Origin of the sequence: Nosocomiicoccus ampullae (assembly GCF_019357495.1) — a bacterium.
Lineage (GTDB): Bacteria > Bacillota > Bacilli > Staphylococcales > Salinicoccaceae > Nosocomiicoccus > Nosocomiicoccus ampullae.
Genome location: NZ_CP079110.1, coordinates 695,588 through 717,020 on the forward strand (window position 1 = coordinate 695,588; position 21,433 = coordinate 717,020).

Consider the following 21,433-nt stretch of genomic DNA (forward strand, 5'->3'; position numbering starts at 1 on the left):
TAATTTTTTGGGCGCTTTTTATTTTTAAAATTTAAGAGGTTAATAATATGAAACGTTTATTAAAAAAGTATTTTTTACCGAGTGATTATATAAATCACTTTACTGATATCTCACCGGAATATTTAAAATCACATAATAAAAATGCAGTGATGATTGATTTAGATAATACGCTCGTAGCATTTGATGATCCAGATTCAAATGATGAGGTTATCGAATGGATTGAAAAATTAAAAAAAGCTAAAATTCAAGTGTTAATTTTATCAAACGGTAAGCGACCAAGGGTTGACCGTTTTTCAAAAAATTTAGGAATAGACTATATTTATACTGCTAGAAAACCTGCAATGAGAGGTTTCCATAGAGGCATTACGATGCTTGGTGTAAGTAAAAAAGAGGTTGTCATGATTGGTGATCAATTAATGACAGACGTTTTTGGTGCAAATAGAACAAGGATTGATAGTATTTTAGTATTACCAATAAAAGAAAAAGATTTACCAATCACACGATTTAATCGTTTATTAGAACGTAAGATTATGATTATGCTAGGCGATCAAGATTTATTAAAATGGAGGAATGGTTAATGACGGAATATAAATGTGTTGGCTGCGGTGCCGTTCTACAGTCTGAAGATAAAAACGAAAGCGGATATGTACCGAGTAGTCGAATTCACGAAGAAGACGTAATTTGTCAAAGATGTTTTCGTCTAAAAAATTACAATGAAACACCTGATGTTAACGTTGAATCGGGAGAATTTATGACGATGTTAAATTCGATTTATGAAAAAGACGGTCTCATTGTAAAAGTTATTGATGTCTTTGATTTTGAAGGTAGTATTATACCGTCATTTAACCGCATTGTTGGAAATAAGAAAGTGATTGTCGCTGTAAATAAAATTGATTTACTCCCAAAATCTACAAATATTAGCCGTTTGTTGAATCGTCTTAAAAAAATGCTTAGAGATGAAGGAATCATCGCAAATGAAACAGTTGTTGTATCAGCGAGTAAAGGTTTTGGACTTAATGAATTAGTTGATACAATTAACGCGCACAGTGAAGGTAAAGACGTATATATAGTAGGGACGACAAATGTTGGTAAATCGACGTTAATTAATAAGTTAATTGAAGCAACGACAGGTGAAAAAGAAGTGATTACAACTTCAAATATTCCAGGTACAACGCTTGGAATGATTGATATCCCACTTGGTGAAAATCAGTTTATGTACGATACACCAGGGGTTATCTCTAAAAGCCAAATGAGTAATATTTTATCTTTAGATGACGTCAAATATATTATGCCGAGAAAAGAGATTAAACCTCTCACTTATCAACTGGATGAAGGTCAAACTCTTTTCGTATCAAATTTAGCACAACTTGATTTTGTGTCTGGTGATCGCTCAAGTTTTACAATTTATAGAAGTGATAGACTTAACGTCCACCGTACGAAGTTAAATAATGCGAGAGACTTTTATGAAAAGCACTATAACGGTTTGCTCGCACCACCAGAACTTACGAAACGCATTTTAATTGATGATGCTGAAACATATACGTTTCAAACAGATGTCAGAAGTGATATTTTAGTCAGTGGATTATGTTTTATTACGGTAGATAAAGACATTACTGTGAAAGTCACTGTTCCTAAAGGAGTTAAAGTTATTGCAAGACAAACAGTTTTTAAGGAGAAATAAAATGGATTATGCTGTCATCGGACATCCAATTAAACATACGTATTCTCCATTAATTCATAATACGAATTTTAAGTTAAACAGGGATAATCTTTTTTACGATAAACTTGAAGTCACACCGGAATCACTATCTAATATTCGTAATATTATGAATGAGAACAGTCTTCAAGGAATTAACGTCACAGTACCTCATAAAGAAACGATTATCCAGTACTTAGATTATGTGAATGGGCACGGAAGAACTATTCAAGCAGTCAATACTGTCAAACGAGTGGATGATAAGTTATATGGGTATAATACAGATGTTTCTGGTTATAAAAAAACGATTATTGATAATCACTTTACCTATGAAAAAGTACTTATTTTAGGTGCAGGGGGTGCAGCAAAAGCTGTCTTGCTTGCACATCAAGAACTCGGATCAAATGTGACAATAGTTGCGAGACGTAAAGAAAGTTTTGAAACTTTTAAAAATAAAAAGTTTAATGCAATAACAATTGATCAGTTTGATGGTGGTGAATTCGATATTGTTATTAACGCAACACCACTTGGGTTAAATAATGAAGATCCGTTTAAAGTATTTAAACTCGATTTACTAAGTAATTTAACAGATACAGTTGGATATGACCTCATTTACAATCCAGCGGTTACACCATTTATGGCGCATTTTAATAAAAGTATAAATGGACTAGATATGCTCGTTAACCAAGCGATGTTATCATATGAAATTTGGACGGGTAAAGCTGGAAATAAAGAAGCTGTAAAGTCGACGTTAAAACAATTTTTAGAGGAGAGTCATGAATGACATTAACAGGTAAACAAAAAAGATATTTAAGAAAGTTAGCACACGATTTAAAGCCCGTATTCCAAGTGGGTAAACACGGAGTTACTGAGGAATTTAACAATCAAATTATCGATTATTTTGATACACATGAATTATTAAAAATTTCTGTGCTACAAAATAGTATTGAAAGTAAAGATGAAGTTGCACTTAAAGTAAGTGAGGGTACAAACTCAACTGTTGTTCAAATTATTGGGAGTATTATCGTGTTATACAAAGAAAACAAAGAACATAAAGAAATTGAACTTCCATGAGCAAAATCGGTGTTTTTGGGGGGACTTTAAATCCAGTCCACTTAGGACATATAAATTTAATCACTGAAGCGAAACGTTCATTTAATTTAGATCATGTCTTAATCGTACCGGCATTTCAATCACCGCATAAAACTGAACTACCAGTAAGTGAAGCACATCGTTTAAAAATGATTGAGCTTGCGACAAAAGATTTAAGCTTTACATCTATTGATGATTATGAATTAAAAAATAAAGGTAAAAGTTACACTTATCATACGATTAGATTTTTAAAAGAAAAATATAAAGATGATGAACTCTACTTTATTATGGGTGAAGATCAGTTTACTGCTTTTGATCGTTGGTATCGTTACGAAGACTTGTTAGATATGGTGCATTTTATTGTTCTTAAAAGATCTACGAATGATTTAAAGATTACTGCCCCATTTTTAACTGCGGAAGTACCAATATTTGAAGTGAGTTCAAGTGAAATTCGTAAACGCATTTTAAATGATGATTATTATAATCATTTTGTTCATAAAGATGTCTATCACTATATAGAGGAGCACGGACTGTATGAATAGTATAGAAGCAAAAAAAGTCGTTGAAGAGAAATTACCTAAAAAACGCTTTGACCATTCAGTGAGAGTTGCTGAAACTGCTGTAAAGATGGCAGAAATTTTTAATGCAGATAAAGATAAAAGTTACCTCGCAGGGGTGCTACATGATTACTGTAAATATGATAATGATAATGACATGAAACAAATTATTAAAGAATCAGCATTTAGTGAAGAGTATTTAGACTATGGTAATGCGATACTACATGGTCCAGCTGCGGCAGCGATTATGAAAAAAGAGTTTTATATTAATGATAAAGAAATACTCTTCGCAATTAAAAACCATACCTCTGGTCGAGCGGGCATGGGCTTAATCGAAAAAATTATATTTGTTGCAGACTATATTGAACCTGGTAGAGATATACCAGGTGTTGAAGATATACGTAATATCATATTTAAAGAAGAGAATTTAGACCAAGCAGTTTATGAAATTTCAAAACGAAATATTACATTTTTAATCAGTAAAAATGTAAAAATATTTAGTGAAACGTTTAAATGTTATAACTATTATAATTAAAAAAGGATGGATAATTTGGAAAGTAAAGCATTATTAGATTTAGCAGTGGAATCAGTTGATGGTAAACGTGCAGAAGATATTCGAGTGTTTGATGTTAGAGAGTCAAGCACGATTGCAGATTATATTTTAATTTGTCATGGAACGTCAGACCGTCAAGTAAAAGCGATTGCTAGAGCGTTAGAAGATCTTGCTGAAGATAAAGGATTAAATGTATCAGTAGAAGGTGCACGTGAAGGTCAATGGATTTTAATCGATCTTGGTGACGTTGTTGCACATATATTTACTAAAGTAGAGCGTGAATATTATAATTTAGAACGCCTTTACTATGATGGTGAAGCGGTTGAGCTCTAAATACGAGGCGTTTAGCTACTTATATGATGCAATGAATTATGATATACCGTATAGTTTATGGTTAGATATTATACACCCGTATAATAAAGAAACGTCGATATTAGATATAGGTTGTGGTACAGGTGAAATATTAAAGCAATTAAAAGCCGATAAAAAAATTGGTGTCGATAATTCAGAAACGATGATTGAAATCGCAAAAAATGGTGATTCTACAAGTGATTATTACGTAAAAGACATGACAGACTTTCAGTTAAATGAACAATTTGATTTAATAATCGCTACAGTTGATGTCTTAAACTACGTTGAAGATTTTGATACTTTTAAAAAAGTTATAAAAAATGTGTACAATCATTTAAATGATGACGGGGTGTTTATCTTTGATATTCATAGTGAAAGCAAAGTAAATGCTCTAATTGAAGGTGAAATGTTTAGTGATGAGAGTGATGATTTCGTCTATATTTGGAATACATTTAAAGATGATGAATTATCACTATATCATGAATTGACGTTTTTCATTAAAAATGATGATGATACGTATAATCGTTATTTTGAGACACATTATCAAAAAACATTCCCACATAAAACTGTATTAAATGTATTAGAATCATTTGATTTTACGCTTCTTAAAACATTTAGTGATTTTGATCCTGACGGAGAAATTAGAGAGTACTCTGAGCGTACATTTTATATTGCAAAAAAATAAAAAAAGATAATTCAGCATTTGACAGCATATGTATGTAAAGAGGTGTCGATATGGCTGAATTATTTTTTAAATATAAAACAATTCTTTTAAGTAGTGTATTAGGTATACTATGTATCTTTTTGATTGCAATATTTTTTAAAACGACGGATGATATTGAATATACTGAACCAGTTGAGGTAAATAACTCCGTTAGTGCAAACGAAGAGATTGAAGAAGTAATAGATAACGCGTATATTTACGTTGAAATTAAAGGCGCGGTGAAACATTCAGATGTCTATAAAATTTCTAAAGATGCGAGAATTAAAGATTTAATTATTTTAGGAGACCCGCTTCCAAACGCTGATTTAAACTCGATTAACCAATCAGAAAAACTTCACGATGAAAAAAGTGTGTATGTTCCAGTGAAAGGTGAAGTGGTTGACGTTAAAGAAAGCGAAACTAGTGATAAAATCGTTGTCAATATTAATACTGCGACTAAAGATGAGTTAATGCGTTTAAATGGTGTTGGAGAAAAGAAAGCTGAAACGATTATAGAGTATCGTGAAGAAAATGGCTTGTTCAATAAAAAAGAAGATTTAATGAACATACCAGGTATTGGTCAGAAAACATTTGAAAATTTACAAGAACATATTGAAATCTAGAGGTGGAATCATGGAGCGAATTAATTGGCACGAGTATTTTATGGCTCAGGCGATGCTACTTGCGCTTCGTTCAACGTGTGAACGTTTAAATGTTGGCGCAACAATCGTAAAAGATAATCGTATTATCGCAGGTGGTTATAACGGTTCTGTAAGTGGAGAGGATCACTGTATTGATGTTGGATGTTACTTAGAAGATGGACATTGTATACGTACGATTCATGCCGAGGTAAATGCTTTACTACAGTGCTCAAAAAACGGGGTATCAACTGAGGGTGCTTCTGTTTATGTGACACACTTTCCGTGTGTACATTGTACTAAAGCACTTATCCAAGCAGGAATTAAAAATATTTACTATAGAGAATCATATAAAAACCATCCGTATGCAATAGAATTGCTTAAAAAAACAGGTGTGAATTATAGTCAAGTTGATCTTGATGTTGATAAGATTACGGACTATTTAAAGTTAATGCTATGATTTTATTTTTATTATTTTTAACCTTAGTAAGTGGAGCTTTATTAATTAAAATACCACTACTAGGGTTATTTTTTATGGTCATAATTACGTATATCTCTATTGTCAAAAAGATAAGTTTATATAAAATAAGTATCTTATTTATCGCATTACTTATTTCGAGTAGTTACTTTTATAATGACAGAAATCAATTTAACGAGAGAACAGTTGATCATTTTTTAATTTATGATTATAAGTACTATAATGATTCGATTCAGTATGTGGGTAAAAATAATAAAGAAAAATTTAATGTTTATTTAAATGATGATACACATTTACCGATTGGTACACTCTGTAAAGGTAATTTTAAAGTAACTGTGCCAGATAAAGAGAGAAATTTTATAAAGCGAAATCAGCAGCTATCAATGAAAATATCAAAAACAAGTGGCAATATATACATCGACAGTTCTTTAATCTGTGAGAAGCAACCGCTATCAATCTTAATGAAAATAAATGAATTAAAATATACGTACACGAAGAAAGTATTAAATAGTAGTAGTTATAATTACATAGGAGATATACTAATGCTTTCTATTGGTAATAAGATGACGCTAAGTAATGAATTCTTTTCAGCACTCCAAAAGCTCGGAATTTATCATTTATATGTTATTTCAGGAACTCATGTCGCATATATTACGATGATTTTAATGTTTGTATTCTCAAAGCTTAGGATACCAATTGAGTATGTAAAGATGATTACAATCATTATTTTAATTTTATTTTTACTGATGAACGTATTTTCTCCAAGCGTACTTCGTGCAGTGTTAATGGCGATACTTCTTATTACTGCAAGCTTTTTTAATAAACGACCGTACTTAGCCGTAATAAGTGCTACAGCAATTGTTCAATTTATTATAAATCCTTATATTATATTCCACGCAGGCTTTCAGTTATCCTATGTGACGACATTCATTATCATTTTAAGTCGAGACTTTTTTAAAGAGAAATCATCATTATTACAAATTTTAATAGTAACTGTTATTTGTGAAATATGTACAATCGTATTAATAATTTTTCACTTTAACGAAATTTCAATTAGCGGAATTGTCATGAATATATTATTTAGTCCTGTATTTAGTTGTGTTATATTTCCTGCAGTCCTTATTTATAATGTTTCTCTCTTTACGTATTTTCCTAAGTTTTTAGATGAAAGTCTAAATATAATATTTGTACTCAATCATAAAATTATTTTATTTTTAGGTCAGATTATTGAACATAGATTCACGATTCAAAATATAAGTGCGTATTATATCGTAATATTCATTATTTTAAGTTATATATTAATTAGGGTTATACTTACTAAAAGATTTTCACATATTATTTTAGTTACTTTTATATTTATTATTGCTATATTTTTATCATCACTTAAATTGAGCAATGATATTAAACTTGTCATGGTAGACGTTGGACAAGGAGATGCGTTTTTAATAATTGACGAGAAGTACGATCAAACAGTACTCGTTGATACCGGAGGTAAATTCTATAGAAATGATTATGAACTACCGTTATCAGAGAAGACGGTGTTACCATATTTAAAAGAATCGGGTATTAAAACGATAGACTTACTCGTAATTAGTCATATGGATAACGATCATATGGGTGAAGCATTACATATTAACGATAAATTAAATATAAAAAACTTATATATAAATCCACTAGATGAGAAAATATCGGATGAGTTTTTAAATCAGTTTAATAATACGAATATTATATTCTCTACAGAAGTCGATGAGTTAAATTTTAAACGGATGCAATTGAAAAATGTAAATAACATCGATAATGTAAATAATTCTAATGATCAATCAATTGTTTTAGATATATCACTATTAAATAATAACATTTTAATGCTCGGAGATATAAGTTTAGAATATGAAAAAGAAATCTTAAAAAAAGTAGAAAATATAGATGTTGTAAAGATTGGTCACCACGGATCAAACACGAGTACAAGTGTGGAATTAGCTGAGTATCCGTTTCATTTAGCATTAGTATCAAGTGGAGTCAATAACAGATATGGTCACCCACATAAAGAAGTGATTGAACGGTTAATAGAAAACGATAAGAAAATATTAAATACACAGTACACCGGGATGGTTGAAATTACATTTAAAAAAGAGTATTACTGTGTGAGAACAAAATTACAAAAACAAGAGAGTAAATGTTACAAATAAAAAAGAGCTAATAAATATAGCTCTTAAAGTGTTGAAACGATATCGAAGACTTGCGCAATAACGTAGATTGCTGTAAAACCTAATATTCCTACAAGAAATGCAAGTCCTGAATCGATTACGTCGTTATTTTTAGACTGTACATTTTTTTCAAATTTATTCATGACATAACCCCCTACGACTTACTTATAGTATAGAATAGAGTTAAGGAAAAATCTATAGTGAATTATAATAAGAACGGTGATTTAATGAATACACTCTACTTAATTTATGGAGAGAATAGAATTCGTATTGACGAAAAAGTTAATGAATTAACCAGACAATATTTAAAAGAAATTGATGAGTTCAATAGAATTGTATTTGATTATATCGATACACCGGTTGAGATGATTATTGAAGAGTGTTTAACACTTCCGTTTTTATCTGACCGTAAAGTCGTTATTGTAAATGATACATTTTCTTTTACGTCTGAAAAGAAAAGAACAAATGTTGATCATAACATCAATCTTTTAATTGAATATTTAGAAGAAAAAAATGACGACACATTACTTATATTTGTTGCAAATAGTGAAAAGCTCGACAGTCGTAAAAAACTAACAAAAACAATGAAGAAAAATGGTAAAGTCATTGAAATTGAAGCAATGAATGAAAGAGAGTTAAGAGATTATATTTTTGACAGTGCTTCAAAAGAAAGTGTTCATATTTCAAATGATGCTGTCGAGGAGTTAATTAAACGAACAGATGCGGATTATTCACGTGTTAAAAGTGAATTAGAAAAGTTAACGTTATACGTTGAAAATGAAATTACAATCACAGACATCGATGATATCGTTAGTAAAAGTCTAGAAGCAAACGTATTTTCATTGACCGATTTAATTTTAAAAAATCAAAAGCAAGAAGCGGTAGAGACATTTAGAGATTTAATATTACAAAAAGAGGAACCGATTAAATTACTTGGTTTAATATCATCGCAGTTTCGCTTATATTATCAGACGAAAATTTTGTCTAGTGAAGGACTTCGACAAGATGAAATCGCAAAACAACTAAAAGTCCATCCTTATAGAGTAAAGTTAGCACTCAGTGCAGTCAGTCGATATTCGTTAGACAATTTATTAAAAAAGATGGTCGTCATTAGAGATATGGATTATGAGTTAAAATCGACATATTTAGATAGTGAAGCACTATTTGAAATATTCATTAATAAGATATAAAAAAGAACTTCCTGTAAAGGAAGTTCTTTATTATTTAGCAAGTTTTGATTTTAAACGACTTGCTTTGTTTTTGTGTAGTAAGTTTTTCTGAGAAGCTTTGTCAACTAAGCGAATTGCTTTGTTCACTAATTCTTCTGTGTTTTCAGCGCCATTCTCTTTAGCTTCTAATGCGTGTTTAACAGCAGTACGCATTTCGTTTTTCTGAGAGAAGTTACGCTCTGATTTTACTTGTGTTGTTTTAACACGTTTAATTGCTGATTTAATGTTAGCCATATTTGCACCTCCAGAGATTAAAAGTTGTACAACTTTGATTGCAACAAAAAACATTTTATCAAAATTGTTCGTATAATGCAATGTATAGCTTTAAAATCAATTGATGAATCATGTCGAAGTTGATATAATTAGTACAATTGTATGAAAAGGTGTTGGATATATTTATGAACGATAAACAGCGTATTGAGAGACAAAAGAAAATTAGAAACTTTTCTATTATAGCTCATATCGATCACGGTAAATCTTCTTTAGCAGATAGATTACTTGAGCATACTGAATCTGTGGCAGCGCGTGATATGTCCGACAGACTGTTAGATGCAATGGATCTAGAACAAGAGCGCGGAATTACGATTAAATTAAATGCTGTACAGTTAAAGTATACAAGACCAAATGGTGAAGAGTACATATTCCATCTTATAGATACACCAGGACACGTAGACTTCTCATATGAAGTGTCACGTTCACTTGCAGCATGTGAAGGTGCAATTTTAGTAGTTGATGCGGCACAAGGTATCGAAGCACAAACGCTTGCGAACGTATACCTTGCTCTTGATAATGATTTAGAATTAGTACCAGTTGTAAACAAAATAGATTTACCTGCAGCAGATCCAGAACGTGTTGCAGAGGAAGTTGAAGATGTAATTGGGTTAGATAAAGATGATGCGGTATTTGCATCGGCAAAATCTGACATTGGTATCGACGAAATTTTAGAAAGTATTGTAGAAACAGTGCCGGCACCTGAAGGTGACCCAAGTGCACCGTTAAAAGCGTTAATCTTTGATTCAGAATATGATCAGTACCGAGGTGCGATTTCATCAATTCGTGTCATTGATGGTACTGTCAAAGTTGGAGATAAAATCCGAATGATGCAAACAGGTACGGAATTTGAAGTCACTGAAGTTGGAATTCATACCCCTGCACCAATGGCAGTGGATGAACTAACAGTTGGAGACGTAGGGTTTCTAGCAGCTCAAGTTAAATCTGTGTCTGATGCACGTGTTGGTGATACGATTACACATGCTGATAATCCAACTGACACACCATTACCTGGATATAAGCGTATGAATCCAATGGTCTACTGTGGACTTTATCCAATTGATTCAGGTGATTATGTTGATTTACGTGAAGCGTTAGAACGATTACAACTAAACGACTCAGCATTAGAGTTTGAAGCTGAATCTTCTCAAGCTCTAGGTTTTGGTTATCGTACAGGATTTTTAGGGATGCTTCATATGGAAATTATCCAAGAGCGCCTAGAGCGTGAATTTGGTATCGATTTAATTGCTACAGCGCCATCAGTAATTTATAAAGTGCATACAACTGACGGTGAAGTATTAAACGTCGACAATCCGTCACAAATGCCTAGCCCAGATCTTATTGACTATATTGAAGAGCCGTTCGTAGAAGCACAAATTATGGTGCCAAGTGACTATGTCGGTCCAGTCATGGAGTTATGTCAAAAGAATCGTGGGAACTTTATTACAATGGATTATTTAGATGATATTCGAGTGAATATTAAATATGAGATTCCATTATCTGAAATCGTCTTTGATTTCTTTGATACTTTAAAATCTCATACTAAAGGTTATGCATCACTAGATTATGAAATGATCGGCTATAAAGAATCACGCTTAGTTAAAATGGACATTTTATTAAATAATGAAGTGGTCGATGCATTAAGTTTAATTGTGCATAGAGATTTTGCGTATGAAAGAGGACGTGCATTAGTAAGTAAACTAAAAGAATTAATACCACGTCAACAGTTTGAAGTCCCAGTACAAGCAGCAATTGGAAATAAAATTATTTCTCGTACGAACATTCGCTCAGTCGGTAAAAACGTACTTGCGAAATGTTACGGTGGGGACATTTCTCGTAAACGTAAGTTATTAGAGAAACAAAAAGAAGGTAAAAAGAAAATGAAAGCTGTTGGATCAGTTGAAATCCCTCAAGAAGCTTTCCTTGCAGTTCTCAGAATGGATGAAGATTAATAATTAATTTAATGAGAAATCATGAATAATGATTTCTCATTTTTTATTAAGGGGCGAAATTATGGATAGTTTATATATACACATCCCATTTTGTAATAGAATTTGTGCATATTGTGACTTTAATAAGTTTTTAATTAAAAATCAGCCAGTGGATGAATATGTCGATATGCTCATTAAAGAATTAAGTTTTCTAGAAGATAAAAATTTAAAAACAATATACGTCGGTGGAGGAACACCGACAGCATTAAATATGAATCAGCTTGAAAAGTTATTAAAATATATTAAAGAAAATTTTAATGTAAGTGATGAATATACGTTTGAAGCAAACCCTGACGAACTTACTACAGAAAAGATCAGCCTTTTAAAAGATTATGGTGTGAATAGAGTATCTTTAGGTGTACAGACATTTAATAACAAGTTACTCGAAGTGCTTGGTAGAACTCATAATTTTGATGATATTTATACATCGATTAATCATATGGAAAAAATCGGTCTCGATAATTATTCAATTGATTTAATGTACAACTTACCTGGCGAAGAGATGTCAGATATTGAAGATTCTCTTAAAAACATTCAAATACTAAAGCCAAAACATATTTCATGGTATTCATTAATTATTGAAAAACACACAATTTTTTATAACAAGATTAAATCTGGCCAATTAAATATCGCGAGTAGTGAAGTCGAAGGTGAGAGGTATCACCGAGTCATGCAAGGTTTAAAAGATATTGGATATCACCAATATGAAATTTCAAACTTCTCATCAAAACCTGAATTTGAATCATCACATAATAAAACGTATTGGAAAAATAATGAGTATTACGGTGCAGGTGCAGGAAGTCATGGTTATGTGAATGGTCAAAGATACTTTAATGTTAAACCTGTCCCACATTACATCAATCGAATGAAAGAGGATACGAATGCGGTTAAAGACATTCATACACTGAGTAAGAAAGAAATGTATGAAGAAGAGATGTTTTTAAACTTAAGGTTAAATAAAGGATTACGAATAAATCAATTTAAAGAAAAATATGGTGTCAGCTTGTTTGATATTTATCAAAATGTGATAGATAAACATGTAACGTCAAATAATCTTGAAATTAGAAACGGCTATTTAAGACTCACAGAGCAAGGTAAAGTGGTTGGGAATGACGTATTCATCGACTTTTTAATTGATTAAAGTTTAAGCCTTGACATTCTTTGACCTATGTTTTACTATATAGTTAGCACTGATTGATGACGAGTGCTAACGAGGTGAAAGGATGCTTACAGATAGACAAGAAATCATTCTTCATTTTATTGTAGATGATTTTTTAAATGTGAGTATGCCGATTAGTTCGAAACGATTATTAGAAAAATATCCACTAGATGTATCAAGCGCAACAGTGCGTAATGAAATGGCAGAGCTTGAAGATCTCGGATATCTTTCTAAAGCACATACTTCATCAGGACGAATACCATCAAGAAAAGGTCTTAGAAAATATATTAATAATATTAGTAAAGAAATTGAAAGTGTGCCGTCACAGTTTGATTTTGATATTAACTTTGATGATTCAAACTTAAATCGTTTAGGACAAGGTATTGCTCAAACACTTAGCAATAAAACACAGCATTTAACTTACGTTACACTAACAGATGAAAAAGAAGTAGTTAAAGGTGTTTACCTTACATCGATTTCAGACACACTTGTGTTGCTAGTCATCGTTTTTGATAGTGAAGCAGTTAAGCAAGTGACGATTGAAAAGTCTAAGGATATTACTCAAAATGATTTAGAAGAGTTAACAAGAGAATTAAATTTCTTGCTTGTGGATGCTTCGATCAATGAGTCAGTTAATATAATGACTCACTTAGGTGATAAAAGACCTGAGGTGCGGTCTTTCATTCAAATGCTGTCTCATCATATGAATGAGTTAAATAGTGAAAATTCTGTTTCATTTTATTCAGGTCTCGGATTTTTACTTAGAGATTTTGAACGAGACGTTGAAACATTAACTCAGTTATATAACGATATAGAAAATAATAGATTACCAATTTTAACGAATAAGAGTAATGGTATAGAGGTTAAATTTGGTGAAGAAATTGATACGAATTATCAGTTGTTATCTATTATTTCATCTAACTTTACACACAATGATGTGACTCTAAATCTAATGATTATCGGCTCAGAATTTATGGGGTATCAAAAAATAATCTCGCTACTACATGCATTTAATCAAAAGGAGAGTTAGTGCGTGGAAAAGAAGAATGAAACTATAAACGAAGAAGAATTAAAAGAAACTGAAGACACAGAAGAAGAAAACACTCTTTCTGAAGAAACAGAAGAAACAATTGAAGATTCAAACTCTGAAGAAGTTGAAGAAGAAAAAGATCCAGTTGAATTACTGGAAGAAAAACTTGAAAAAGAAGAGAACAAGTATTTAAAACTTTACGCAGAATTTGAAAACTATAAAAGACGTTCGAGAGAAGAAGCAGAAAGAAATAATAAGTACAAAAATCAAAGCTTAGCGACAGACTTACTTTCTGTTTTAGATAATTTAGAGCGTGCACTTCAAGAAACAGGTGACTCTGAATCATTTGAATCACTTCATAAAGGTGTAGAAATGGTTTACAAAGATTTCCTTAATAAACTGGAAGTTAATGGCATTACTCAGATTCAAGCACTTGATGAACCATTTGATCCGAACTATCATCAAGCAGTAATGGCTGAGTCAAAAGACGGCGTTGAAGCTGGAATTGTAATTGAAGAATTACAAAAAGGATATTTACTAAAAGACCGTGTGATTCGACCAAGCATGGTTAAAGTAAGTGAATAAGTTTATAACAGATATAATATAGATATTTTAATGGAGGAATTTTGAATTATGGCTAAAATTATTGGTATTGACTTAGGTACAACAAACTCAGTAGTTTCAGTATTAGAAGGCGGAGAAGCTAAAGTAATTGCAAACCGTGAAGGTAACAGAACAACACCATCAGTTGTTGCATTTAAAGATGGTGAAAGACAAGTTGGTGAAGTTGCTAAACGTCAAGCAATTACAAACAAAGATACTGTAATGAGCGTTAAACGTCATATGGGATCTGACTATAAAGAAGAAGTTGCTGGTAAATCATATACACCAGAAGAAATTTCTGCAATGATTTTACAAGACTTAAAAGAAACAGCAGAAAACTACTTAGGTGAAAAAGTAACGCACGCAGTAATCACAGTTCCAGCTTACTTTAATGACTCACAACGTCAAGCAACTAAAAATGCTGGTACTATTGCTGGTCTTGAAGTAGAACGTATTATTAACGAACCTACTGCAGCAGCTTTAGCATATGGTTTAGATAAAGAAGAAGAGGAAGAAAAAGTACTCGTATTTGACTTAGGTGGAGGTACGTTTGACGTATCTATTTTAGAACTTGGTGACGGAGTATTCGACGTACTTGCAACAAGTGGTGACAACAAACTCGGTGGGGATGACTTTGACGAAAAAATCATCGACTACTTAGTAGATATCTTCAAAAAAGAAAATGGTATTGACTTATCACAAGATAAAATGGCAATGCAACGCCTAAAAGATGCAGCTGAAAAAGCGAAAAAAGACTTATCAGGTGTTTCATCAGCACAAATTTCATTACCATTCATTAGTGCTGGAGAAGCTGGTCCATTACACTTAGAAACAAGTTTATCACGTGCTAAATTCGACGAATTAACTCATGATCTAGTTGAAAGAACAATGGTTCCAGTACGTAACGCGATTAAAGATGCTGGTTTAGACTTCTCAGAACTTGACGAAGTAATCTTAGTGGGTGGTTCTACAAGAATTCCAGCTGTTCAAGAAGCAATCAAAAAAGAAACTGGTAAAGATATTAACCGTTCAGTAAACCCAGACGAAGTTGTAGCAATGGGTGCTGCAATCCAAGGTGGGGTATTATCTGGAGACGTTAAAGATGTTGTATTACTAGACGTTACACCACTTTCATTAGGTATTGAAACAATGGGTGGCGTAAACACTGTACTTATTGAAAGAAATACAACAATTCCAACAAGTAAGTCTCAAGTGTTCTCTACAGCAGCAGATAATCAACCAGCAGTAGACATTCATGTACTACAAGGTGAACGTGAAATGGCTGCAGACAACAAAACACTCGGTCGTTTCCAATTAACAGATATTCCAGCAGCTCCTCGTGGAGTGCCTCAAATCGAAGTTACGTTTGATATCGACAAAAACGGTATCGTAAATGTATCAGCAAAAGACCTTGGTACAGGTAAAGAACAAAGCATTAAGATTGAAGCATCTTCTAACCTATCAGACGATGATATTGACCGTATGATTAAAGAAGCTGAAGAAAATGCTGAATCAGACAAAAAACGTCGTGAAGAAGCAGATCTTAAAAACGAAGCAGATCAACTCGTATTCCAAAGTGAAAAAACTTTAGAAGAGTTTGGTGAAAAAGTAACTGAAGATGAAAAATCTAAAGTAAATGATGCGAAAGAAGCATTAAGTAAAGCACTTGAAAATAACGACTTAGATGATATTAAAACTAAGAAAGAAGCATTAGAACAAGAGCTTCAAGCAGTTTCAATGAGAGTGTACCAAGAAATGCAACAAGAACAAGGTGATGCAACTCAAGGTGCTGACGATGACGTTGTAGATGCTGATTTCAAAGAAGTTAACGACGACGACAACAAGTAATATAAATAGACACAAAGTCAAAGCCAATGCATTTGGCTTTGACTTTTTTAAATGGTAATATTTGTATGTTGGAGGAGAAAAAGTGGCTAATAAAAGAGATTATTATGAAATACTAGGTGTTAATAAAGACGCAACGAAAGATGAAATTAAACGTGCGTATCGTAAGCTTTCTAAAAAATATCACCCAGATATCAATAAAGAAGAGGGTGCAGATGAAAAATTTAAGGAAGTAACAGAAGCTTATGACGTACTATATGATGACGAAAAGCGTCGTCAATACGACCAGTTTGGTCACAGTGCATTTGATGGTACTGGTGGCTTTGGTGGCGGAGGATTTAGCGATTTTGGTGGTAGCGGCTTCGGAGGATTTGAAGATATATTCTCTAGTTTCTTCGGTGGTGGCCGTCGTCAAGATCCAAATGCGCCGCGCCAAGGTGATGACTTACAATACACGATGACGATAGACTTTAGAGAAGCTGTATTTGGTGGTAAGAAAACTGTAACAATCACTAAAGAAGTTGAATGTGATGTTTGTAATGGAAATGGTGCCAAACCAGGAACTTCTAAAAAGACATGTTCAACATGTTCAGGAACTGGTCATGTAAACGTTGAACAAAATACACCATTTGGAAAAATTAGAACACAGCGTACATGCCCAACATGTGGTGGTACAGGTCAAGAAATCGAACAACCTTGTGACAAATGTCATGGTAAAGGGACAGTCCAAAAAGATGTGGAAATCGAAGTTACAATTCCTGAAGGTATTGATAACGGACAACAAGTACGTATTCAAGGTTACGGCGAACCTGGATATAATGGTGGACCAGCAGGAGATCTGTACATCGTATTTAGAGTAAAACCTGATAATGAATTCATTCGAGATGGTGATGATATTCACTATGAACTATCAATTACATTCTCTCAAGCAGCTTTAGGTGATAAAATCCAAGTACCAACGTTACATGGCGATGTTGAGCTTGATATTAAAGCAGGTACACAATCTGGACGTAAATTACGTCTAAGAGAAAAAGGTGTGAAAAACGTAAACGGATTTGGTTATGGTGATCAAATCGTTACAATACGCGTTGAAACACCATCTAAACTTTCAGACGAAGAAAGAGAACTATTTGAAAGACTTGCTGAATTAAACGGAAATAAAGTAAGAGGATCTAATGAGTCATTTACTGATAAGGCACGTAGATTCTTTAAAGGAGACTAATCATGAAGTGGACGAAGATATCGATATTTTCAAGTATTGAAAACGAGGATGTTTTATCATTCTTTTTAACAGAAATATCTAATGGAATTTCTGTTGACTATTCAATGGACATAATGAAAGATAGTATCGATGACTTTCATGAAAAATTTCGTTTAAACCCGGATGATTACCCTGAAACTGACATAAGAATTTCAGTATATTACGATGAGACTGATGATGTTGATAGTAAGATTAAAGAAATTAATGAATTTATAAATTCTAACGATGAATTAATTAACCAGGATAGTATTGAGGTTAAAATTGAAACAGTTGAAGAAAGTGATTGGGAAAACGAATGGAAAAAATATTTCCATAGTTTTAGAGTATCAGATCAATTTGTTATCGTTCCTTCTTGGGAAATCGATGGTTATGAATTCAACGATTCTGACAAGGTAATTCGTTTAGATCCAGGAATGGCATTTGGTACTGGAGACCATCCGACGACTTCAATGTGTTTAAAGTTTATTGAACGAATAATAACTCCAAAACAAAAAATTATAGATGTTGGTACAGGTTCTGGAATTTTAACAATTGGCTCATATTTAATGGGTGCAAGAGACTTAACAGCTACTGATATTGACACGTTATCATTAAAAGTTGCGAAAGAAAATTTTGAACTAAATGACACGAAAAATGTTGATTTAAGAAAAGCGGACTTATTAAAAAATGAGAATAATTACTATGACGTCGTAATTGCAAATATCCTTGCCCATGTAATTGAAGAAATGATTGACGATTCTTATAGAGTATTAAATAACGGTGGACACTTTATCGCTAGTGGTATAATAGTAGAGAAGAAGGATTCAATCATAAGTCAACTTAAAAATACAGGTTTTACTGTATTAGAAGTATTAGAAGACAATGGCTGGGTCAGTATACTTTCTCAAAAAGGATAATTGAAATGCAAAGATATTTTATAGATGAAGTGCTACAAATTAATGAAACATATACTGATTTAAACATAGACACGCATCACATTTTTAATGTGATGCGTATGTCTGTTGGTGACAAATTTGAAATTGTCGATAAGGAAAAATATGTCTTCATTGCTTTAATTGAAAATAAAGCTCCTTTTACGTTAAAAATTATCGAACAGCTAAAAACAAGTCAATCTAATGTTGAAGTTACTGTATTTACTCCATTTCTTAAAGGTGATAAGCTCGATTTTATGCTTCAAAAATGTACGGAACTTGGAGCAAGTCGTTTTATCTTTTATAATGGTCAGCGTTCGATTGTTAAACTGGATGATAAGAAAAAAGAAAAGCGTAAAACACGTTATGAAAAAATCGTGAAAGAAGCGAGCGAACAATCTAAACGTATCGAAATTCCACCAATTATATTTGAAAATAATTTAAAGCAAATTGACTTTAAATTATATGACGCGGTATATATTGCTTACGAAAATCTTTCTGGAAATGTAAGTAAAAAGTTCATAGATCAATTACATATAGACAATCAAAAAATTGCGATTATATTTGGACCAGAAGGTGGACTTACTGAAGATGAAGTAAATTCTCATAAAGAATTTACAACAGTTCAATTAGGAAGTAGAATATTACGTGCTGAGACAGCACCGCTTTATATGCTTTCAATTATCGATAGTTTCTATAATTGAAGCCAAAAATTCAGTATGCTAAACTTTACTGAAGATTATTTGTAAAAGAAAGATTTGATATAGATGGAAAAAACAGTTGCTTTTTCTACCCTTGGGTGTAAAGTAAATCATTATGAAACTGAAGCAATGTGGCAAATTTTTAAAGATGCCGGCTACTCACGTGTTGAATTTGAAGATAATGCAGATGTTTTCGTTGTCAACACATGTACAGTTACAAATACCGGTGACAAAAAATCAAGACAAGTGATTAGACGTGCAATTCGTCAAAATCCAGACGCTGTCATTGCGGTTTCAGGGTGTTATGCACAAACTGCACCAAAAGAAATCGAAGCGATTCCTGGAGTAGACGTAATTATCGGAACAGAAAATAGAGATAAGTTAATCGATTATGTTGAACAGTATCATGAGGAAAGACAACCGATTAACCAAGTTCAAAATATTATGAAAAAACGTACGTTTGAAGAAATGGATGTACCGTACTTCACAGACCGCACACGAGCGACGTTAAAAATACAAGAAGGATGTAACAACTTCTGTACGTTTTGTATTATCCCTTGGGCACGTGGGTTAATGCGTTCTAGAGATCCAGAAAAAGTCATCGAACAAGCGAAAAAACTTGTCGAATCAGGTTACAAAGAAATTATTTTAACTGGTATTCACACAGGTGGTTATGGTGAAGATTTAAAAGATTATAACTTAGCAATGCTCTTAAGAGATCTTGAGAAAGTTGAAGGACTAAATCGCTTAAGAATATCTAGTATTGAAGCATCACAATTAACAGATGAAGTACTCGATGTTATTTATAATTCAAATAAAATTGTTAGACATTTCCATATCCCAGTTCAGTCAGCATCAGACACAGTATTAAAACGTATGCGTCGTAAATATACGATGGATTTTTACGAATCTAGAATACTGAGATTAAAAGAGATGATGCCAGGAGCTGCGATTACGTCAGATGTTATTGTTGGATTCCCTGGAGAAACTGAAGAAGAGTTTATGGAAACTTATAATTTTATTAAAAAGCATCATTTTTCTGAGTTACACGTATTCCCATACTCGACGCGTACTGGAACACCAGCTGCTCGTATGAAAGATCAGATTGATAACGAAACGAAACATGAACGTGTTGAAAGACTCATCGCTTTATCTGATGAACTTGCATTAAGTTATGCAGAAAAGTTTAAGGACGACGTATTAGAAATTATTCCTGAAAAGATAGAAGATGGTATGCTCGTCGGTCACGCAGATAATTATATGAAAATTGCTGTAAATGGGGACGAAAGTCTCACAGGAGAGCTTGTAAAAGTTAAAGTAACAGAGCCAGGTTACCCAGTATCTAAAGGTGAAATTGTGAAAGTATTAGATAAACCTATGGTAAAAGAATATGCATTCGCTGACAGACATATTGACACAAGTGAAGCAATTCAACTAGAAAGAAGGATTTAAATGAAATTAGAAAGATTTATTGACCATACTTTATTAAAACCAGACACAACAGTTGAAGACATAAAAAAAATCTGTGAAGAAGCAAAAGAATATAATTTCTTTAGTGTTTGTATTAATCCATCGTACGTTAAGCTAAGTAAAGAATTGCTTGATGGTAGTGAAACTAAAGTATGTACAGTTATTGGTTTCCCACTTGGTGCAACAACAAGTGAAGTAAAAAGCTATGAAACAAAAGATGCAATTAATAATGGTGCAGACGAAGTTGACATGGTTATTAATATCGGTGCATTAAAATCAGGAGACTATGATTTAGTAAAAGAAGATATTCAAGCAGTAGTTGATGCTGCAGATGGTCAAGCGTTAGTGAAAGTTATTATAGAATCTGCATTATTAACGTCAGATGAGATAGTGACAGCGTCTAAATTATCAAAAGAAGCAGGTGCTGATTTTGTAAAAACATCTACTGGATTTAACGGTGGAGGTGCAACAGAAGAAGCAGTTGCATTAATGAGAATGACTGTCGGAGAAGATCTCGGTGTTAAAGCAAGTGGAGGTATTCGTTCTAGAGAAGACGCATTAAAAATGATAGAAAAAGGTGCAACAAGGCTCGGAGCATCTAGCGGAGTTAAAATTATTCAAGGTGAAAAAAGTAATTCTGAATATTAAAAGACCTTGACCACTATATAAAAGCTATAATATAATATTAATA

At 32.6% G+C, this 21,433-nt stretch carries 24 protein-coding genes; 22 read left to right on the forward strand and 2 right to left on the reverse strand.

Going from position 1 to position 21,433, the window contains the following annotated elements:
• The first annotated feature begins 47 nt into the window (after positions 1 to 47).
• The 11 genes from KPF49_RS03520 (at position 48) to KPF49_RS03570 (ending at position 8,254) form a co-directional block, all read left to right on the forward strand.
• Positions 48 to 578: a YqeG family HAD IIIA-type phosphatase gene (locus KPF49_RS03520; protein ID WP_183675221.1), complete on the forward strand. Its 531-nt coding sequence runs from the start codon at positions 48 to 50 to the stop codon at positions 576 to 578.
• On the forward strand, positions 578 to 1,681 hold the full coding sequence (gene yqeH / locus KPF49_RS03525; RefSeq protein WP_183675224.1) for a ribosome biogenesis GTPase YqeH: 1,104 nt from the start codon (positions 578 to 580) through the stop codon (positions 1,679 to 1,681). The genes KPF49_RS03520 and yqeH overlap by 1 nt, the downstream gene beginning before the upstream one ends.
• Position 1,682: 1 nt before the next feature.
• Entirely contained in the window at positions 1,683 to 2,480 is a 798-nt protein-coding gene (aroE, locus tag KPF49_RS03530; RefSeq protein WP_183675227.1) for a shikimate dehydrogenase, read from the forward strand.
• Positions 2,477 to 2,770: a ribosome assembly RNA-binding protein YhbY gene (yhbY, locus tag KPF49_RS03535; protein ID WP_183675230.1), complete on the forward strand. Its 294-nt coding sequence runs from the start codon at positions 2,477 to 2,479 to the stop codon at positions 2,768 to 2,770. Before aroE ends, yhbY begins: the two co-directional genes overlap by 4 nt.
• Positions 2,767 to 3,330, forward strand: a complete 564-nt coding sequence (nadD, locus tag KPF49_RS03540) for a nicotinate (nicotinamide) nucleotide adenylyltransferase (protein ID WP_183675232.1) — start codon at positions 2,767 to 2,769, stop codon at positions 3,328 to 3,330. The genes yhbY and nadD overlap by 4 nt, the downstream gene beginning before the upstream one ends.
• Positions 3,323 to 3,880 carry a bis(5'-nucleosyl)-tetraphosphatase (symmetrical) YqeK gene (gene yqeK, locus KPF49_RS03545; protein WP_183675233.1) on the forward strand — a complete coding sequence of 186 codons (558 nt, stop codon included), beginning with the start codon at positions 3,323 to 3,325 and terminating at the stop codon, positions 3,878 to 3,880. The genes nadD and yqeK overlap by 8 nt, the downstream gene beginning before the upstream one ends.
• Positions 3,881 to 3,895: 15 nt before the next feature.
• A complete protein-coding gene (gene rsfS, locus KPF49_RS03550) occupies positions 3,896 to 4,231 on the forward strand; it encodes a ribosome silencing factor (RefSeq protein WP_183675235.1) in 336 nt (111 codons plus the stop codon).
• The gene (locus KPF49_RS03555) at positions 4,221 to 4,934 is read left to right on the forward strand and encodes a class I SAM-dependent DNA methyltransferase (protein WP_219490153.1); all 714 of its coding nucleotides are present in this window, start codon (positions 4,221 to 4,223) and stop codon (positions 4,932 to 4,934) included. The genes rsfS and KPF49_RS03555 overlap by 11 nt, the downstream gene beginning before the upstream one ends.
• 50 nt (positions 4,935 to 4,984) lie before the next feature.
• Entirely contained in the window at positions 4,985 to 5,575 is a 591-nt protein-coding gene (locus KPF49_RS03560; protein WP_183675239.1) for a helix-hairpin-helix domain-containing protein, read from the forward strand.
• A gap of 10 nt (positions 5,576 to 5,585) precedes the next feature.
• Positions 5,586 to 6,050: a ComE operon protein 2 gene (locus tag KPF49_RS03565; RefSeq protein WP_183675242.1), complete on the forward strand. Its 465-nt coding sequence runs from the start codon at positions 5,586 to 5,588 to the stop codon at positions 6,048 to 6,050.
• A 74-nt stretch (positions 6,051 to 6,124) separates the two neighbouring features.
• The gene (locus tag KPF49_RS03570; protein ID WP_183675245.1) at positions 6,125 to 8,254 is read left to right on the forward strand and encodes a DNA internalization-related competence protein ComEC/Rec2; all 2,130 of its coding nucleotides are present in this window, start codon (positions 6,125 to 6,127) and stop codon (positions 8,252 to 8,254) included.
• 23 nt (positions 8,255 to 8,277) lie between these two features.
• Here KPF49_RS03570 and KPF49_RS03575 read toward each other — a convergent pair whose 3' ends face one another.
• Positions 8,278 to 8,415 carry a YqzM family protein gene (locus tag KPF49_RS03575; protein ID WP_183675248.1) on the reverse strand — a complete coding sequence of 46 codons (138 nt, stop codon included), beginning with the start codon at positions 8,413 to 8,415 and terminating at the stop codon, positions 8,278 to 8,280.
• A gap of 57 nt (positions 8,416 to 8,472) precedes the next feature.
• Between KPF49_RS03575 and holA the strand changes: the two genes are divergently transcribed.
• Positions 8,473 to 9,462, forward strand: a complete 990-nt coding sequence (gene holA / locus KPF49_RS03580) for a DNA polymerase III subunit delta (protein ID WP_246562797.1) — start codon at positions 8,473 to 8,475, stop codon at positions 9,460 to 9,462.
• A gap of 30 nt (positions 9,463 to 9,492) precedes the next feature.
• Here the strand turns inward: holA and rpsT are convergent, their stop codons facing one another.
• A complete protein-coding gene (gene rpsT / locus KPF49_RS03585; RefSeq protein ID WP_183675251.1) occupies positions 9,493 to 9,735 on the reverse strand; it encodes a 30S ribosomal protein S20 in 243 nt (80 codons plus the stop codon).
• Positions 9,736 to 9,899: 164 nt separating this feature from the next.
• On the opposite strand from rpsT, the gene lepA reads away from it, so the two are divergent.
• From lepA to deoC, 10 genes are all read left to right on the forward strand, one after another.
• On the forward strand, positions 9,900 to 11,723 hold the full coding sequence (gene lepA, locus KPF49_RS03590) for a translation elongation factor 4 (protein ID WP_183675253.1): 1,824 nt from the start codon (positions 9,900 to 9,902) through the stop codon (positions 11,721 to 11,723).
• Between the two features lie 61 nt (positions 11,724 to 11,784).
• Positions 11,785 to 12,903, forward strand: coding sequence for a radical SAM family heme chaperone HemW (gene hemW / locus KPF49_RS03595; protein WP_183675255.1), 1,119 nt, complete (start codon positions 11,785 to 11,787; stop codon positions 12,901 to 12,903).
• Positions 12,904 to 12,985: 82 nt separating this feature from the next.
• Positions 12,986 to 13,951 (forward strand): heat-inducible transcriptional repressor HrcA, encoded by a 966-nt coding sequence (hrcA, locus tag KPF49_RS03600; protein WP_183675257.1) that lies wholly within the window; start codon positions 12,986 to 12,988, stop codon positions 13,949 to 13,951.
• Between the two features lie 3 nt (positions 13,952 to 13,954).
• Positions 13,955 to 14,536, forward strand: coding sequence for a nucleotide exchange factor GrpE (grpE, locus tag KPF49_RS03605; RefSeq protein ID WP_183675259.1), 582 nt, complete (start codon positions 13,955 to 13,957; stop codon positions 14,534 to 14,536).
• A 48-nt stretch (positions 14,537 to 14,584) separates the two neighbouring features.
• Positions 14,585 to 16,402, forward strand: coding sequence for a molecular chaperone DnaK (gene dnaK, locus KPF49_RS03610; protein WP_183675261.1), 1,818 nt, complete (start codon positions 14,585 to 14,587; stop codon positions 16,400 to 16,402).
• 82 nt (positions 16,403 to 16,484) lie between these two features.
• Positions 16,485 to 17,621: a molecular chaperone DnaJ gene (gene dnaJ, locus KPF49_RS03615; protein WP_183675263.1), complete on the forward strand. Its 1,137-nt coding sequence runs from the start codon at positions 16,485 to 16,487 to the stop codon at positions 17,619 to 17,621.
• Between the two features lie 2 nt (positions 17,622 to 17,623).
• Positions 17,624 to 18,556: a 50S ribosomal protein L11 methyltransferase gene (gene prmA / locus KPF49_RS03620; RefSeq protein ID WP_183675265.1), complete on the forward strand. Its 933-nt coding sequence runs from the start codon at positions 17,624 to 17,626 to the stop codon at positions 18,554 to 18,556.
• A 5-nt stretch (positions 18,557 to 18,561) separates the two neighbouring features.
• The gene (locus tag KPF49_RS03625; RefSeq protein WP_183675267.1) at positions 18,562 to 19,275 is read left to right on the forward strand and encodes an RsmE family RNA methyltransferase; all 714 of its coding nucleotides are present in this window, start codon (positions 18,562 to 18,564) and stop codon (positions 19,273 to 19,275) included.
• 63 nt (positions 19,276 to 19,338) lie between these two features.
• A complete protein-coding gene (gene mtaB, locus KPF49_RS03630; RefSeq protein WP_183675269.1) occupies positions 19,339 to 20,724 on the forward strand; it encodes a tRNA (N(6)-L-threonylcarbamoyladenosine(37)-C(2))-methylthiotransferase MtaB in 1,386 nt (461 codons plus the stop codon).
• Positions 20,725 to 21,390 carry a deoxyribose-phosphate aldolase gene (gene deoC, locus KPF49_RS03635; protein WP_183675271.1) on the forward strand — a complete coding sequence of 222 codons (666 nt, stop codon included), beginning with the start codon at positions 20,725 to 20,727 and terminating at the stop codon, positions 21,388 to 21,390. It begins immediately after the preceding gene.
• The last annotated feature ends 43 nt before the right edge of the window (positions 21,391 to 21,433 follow it).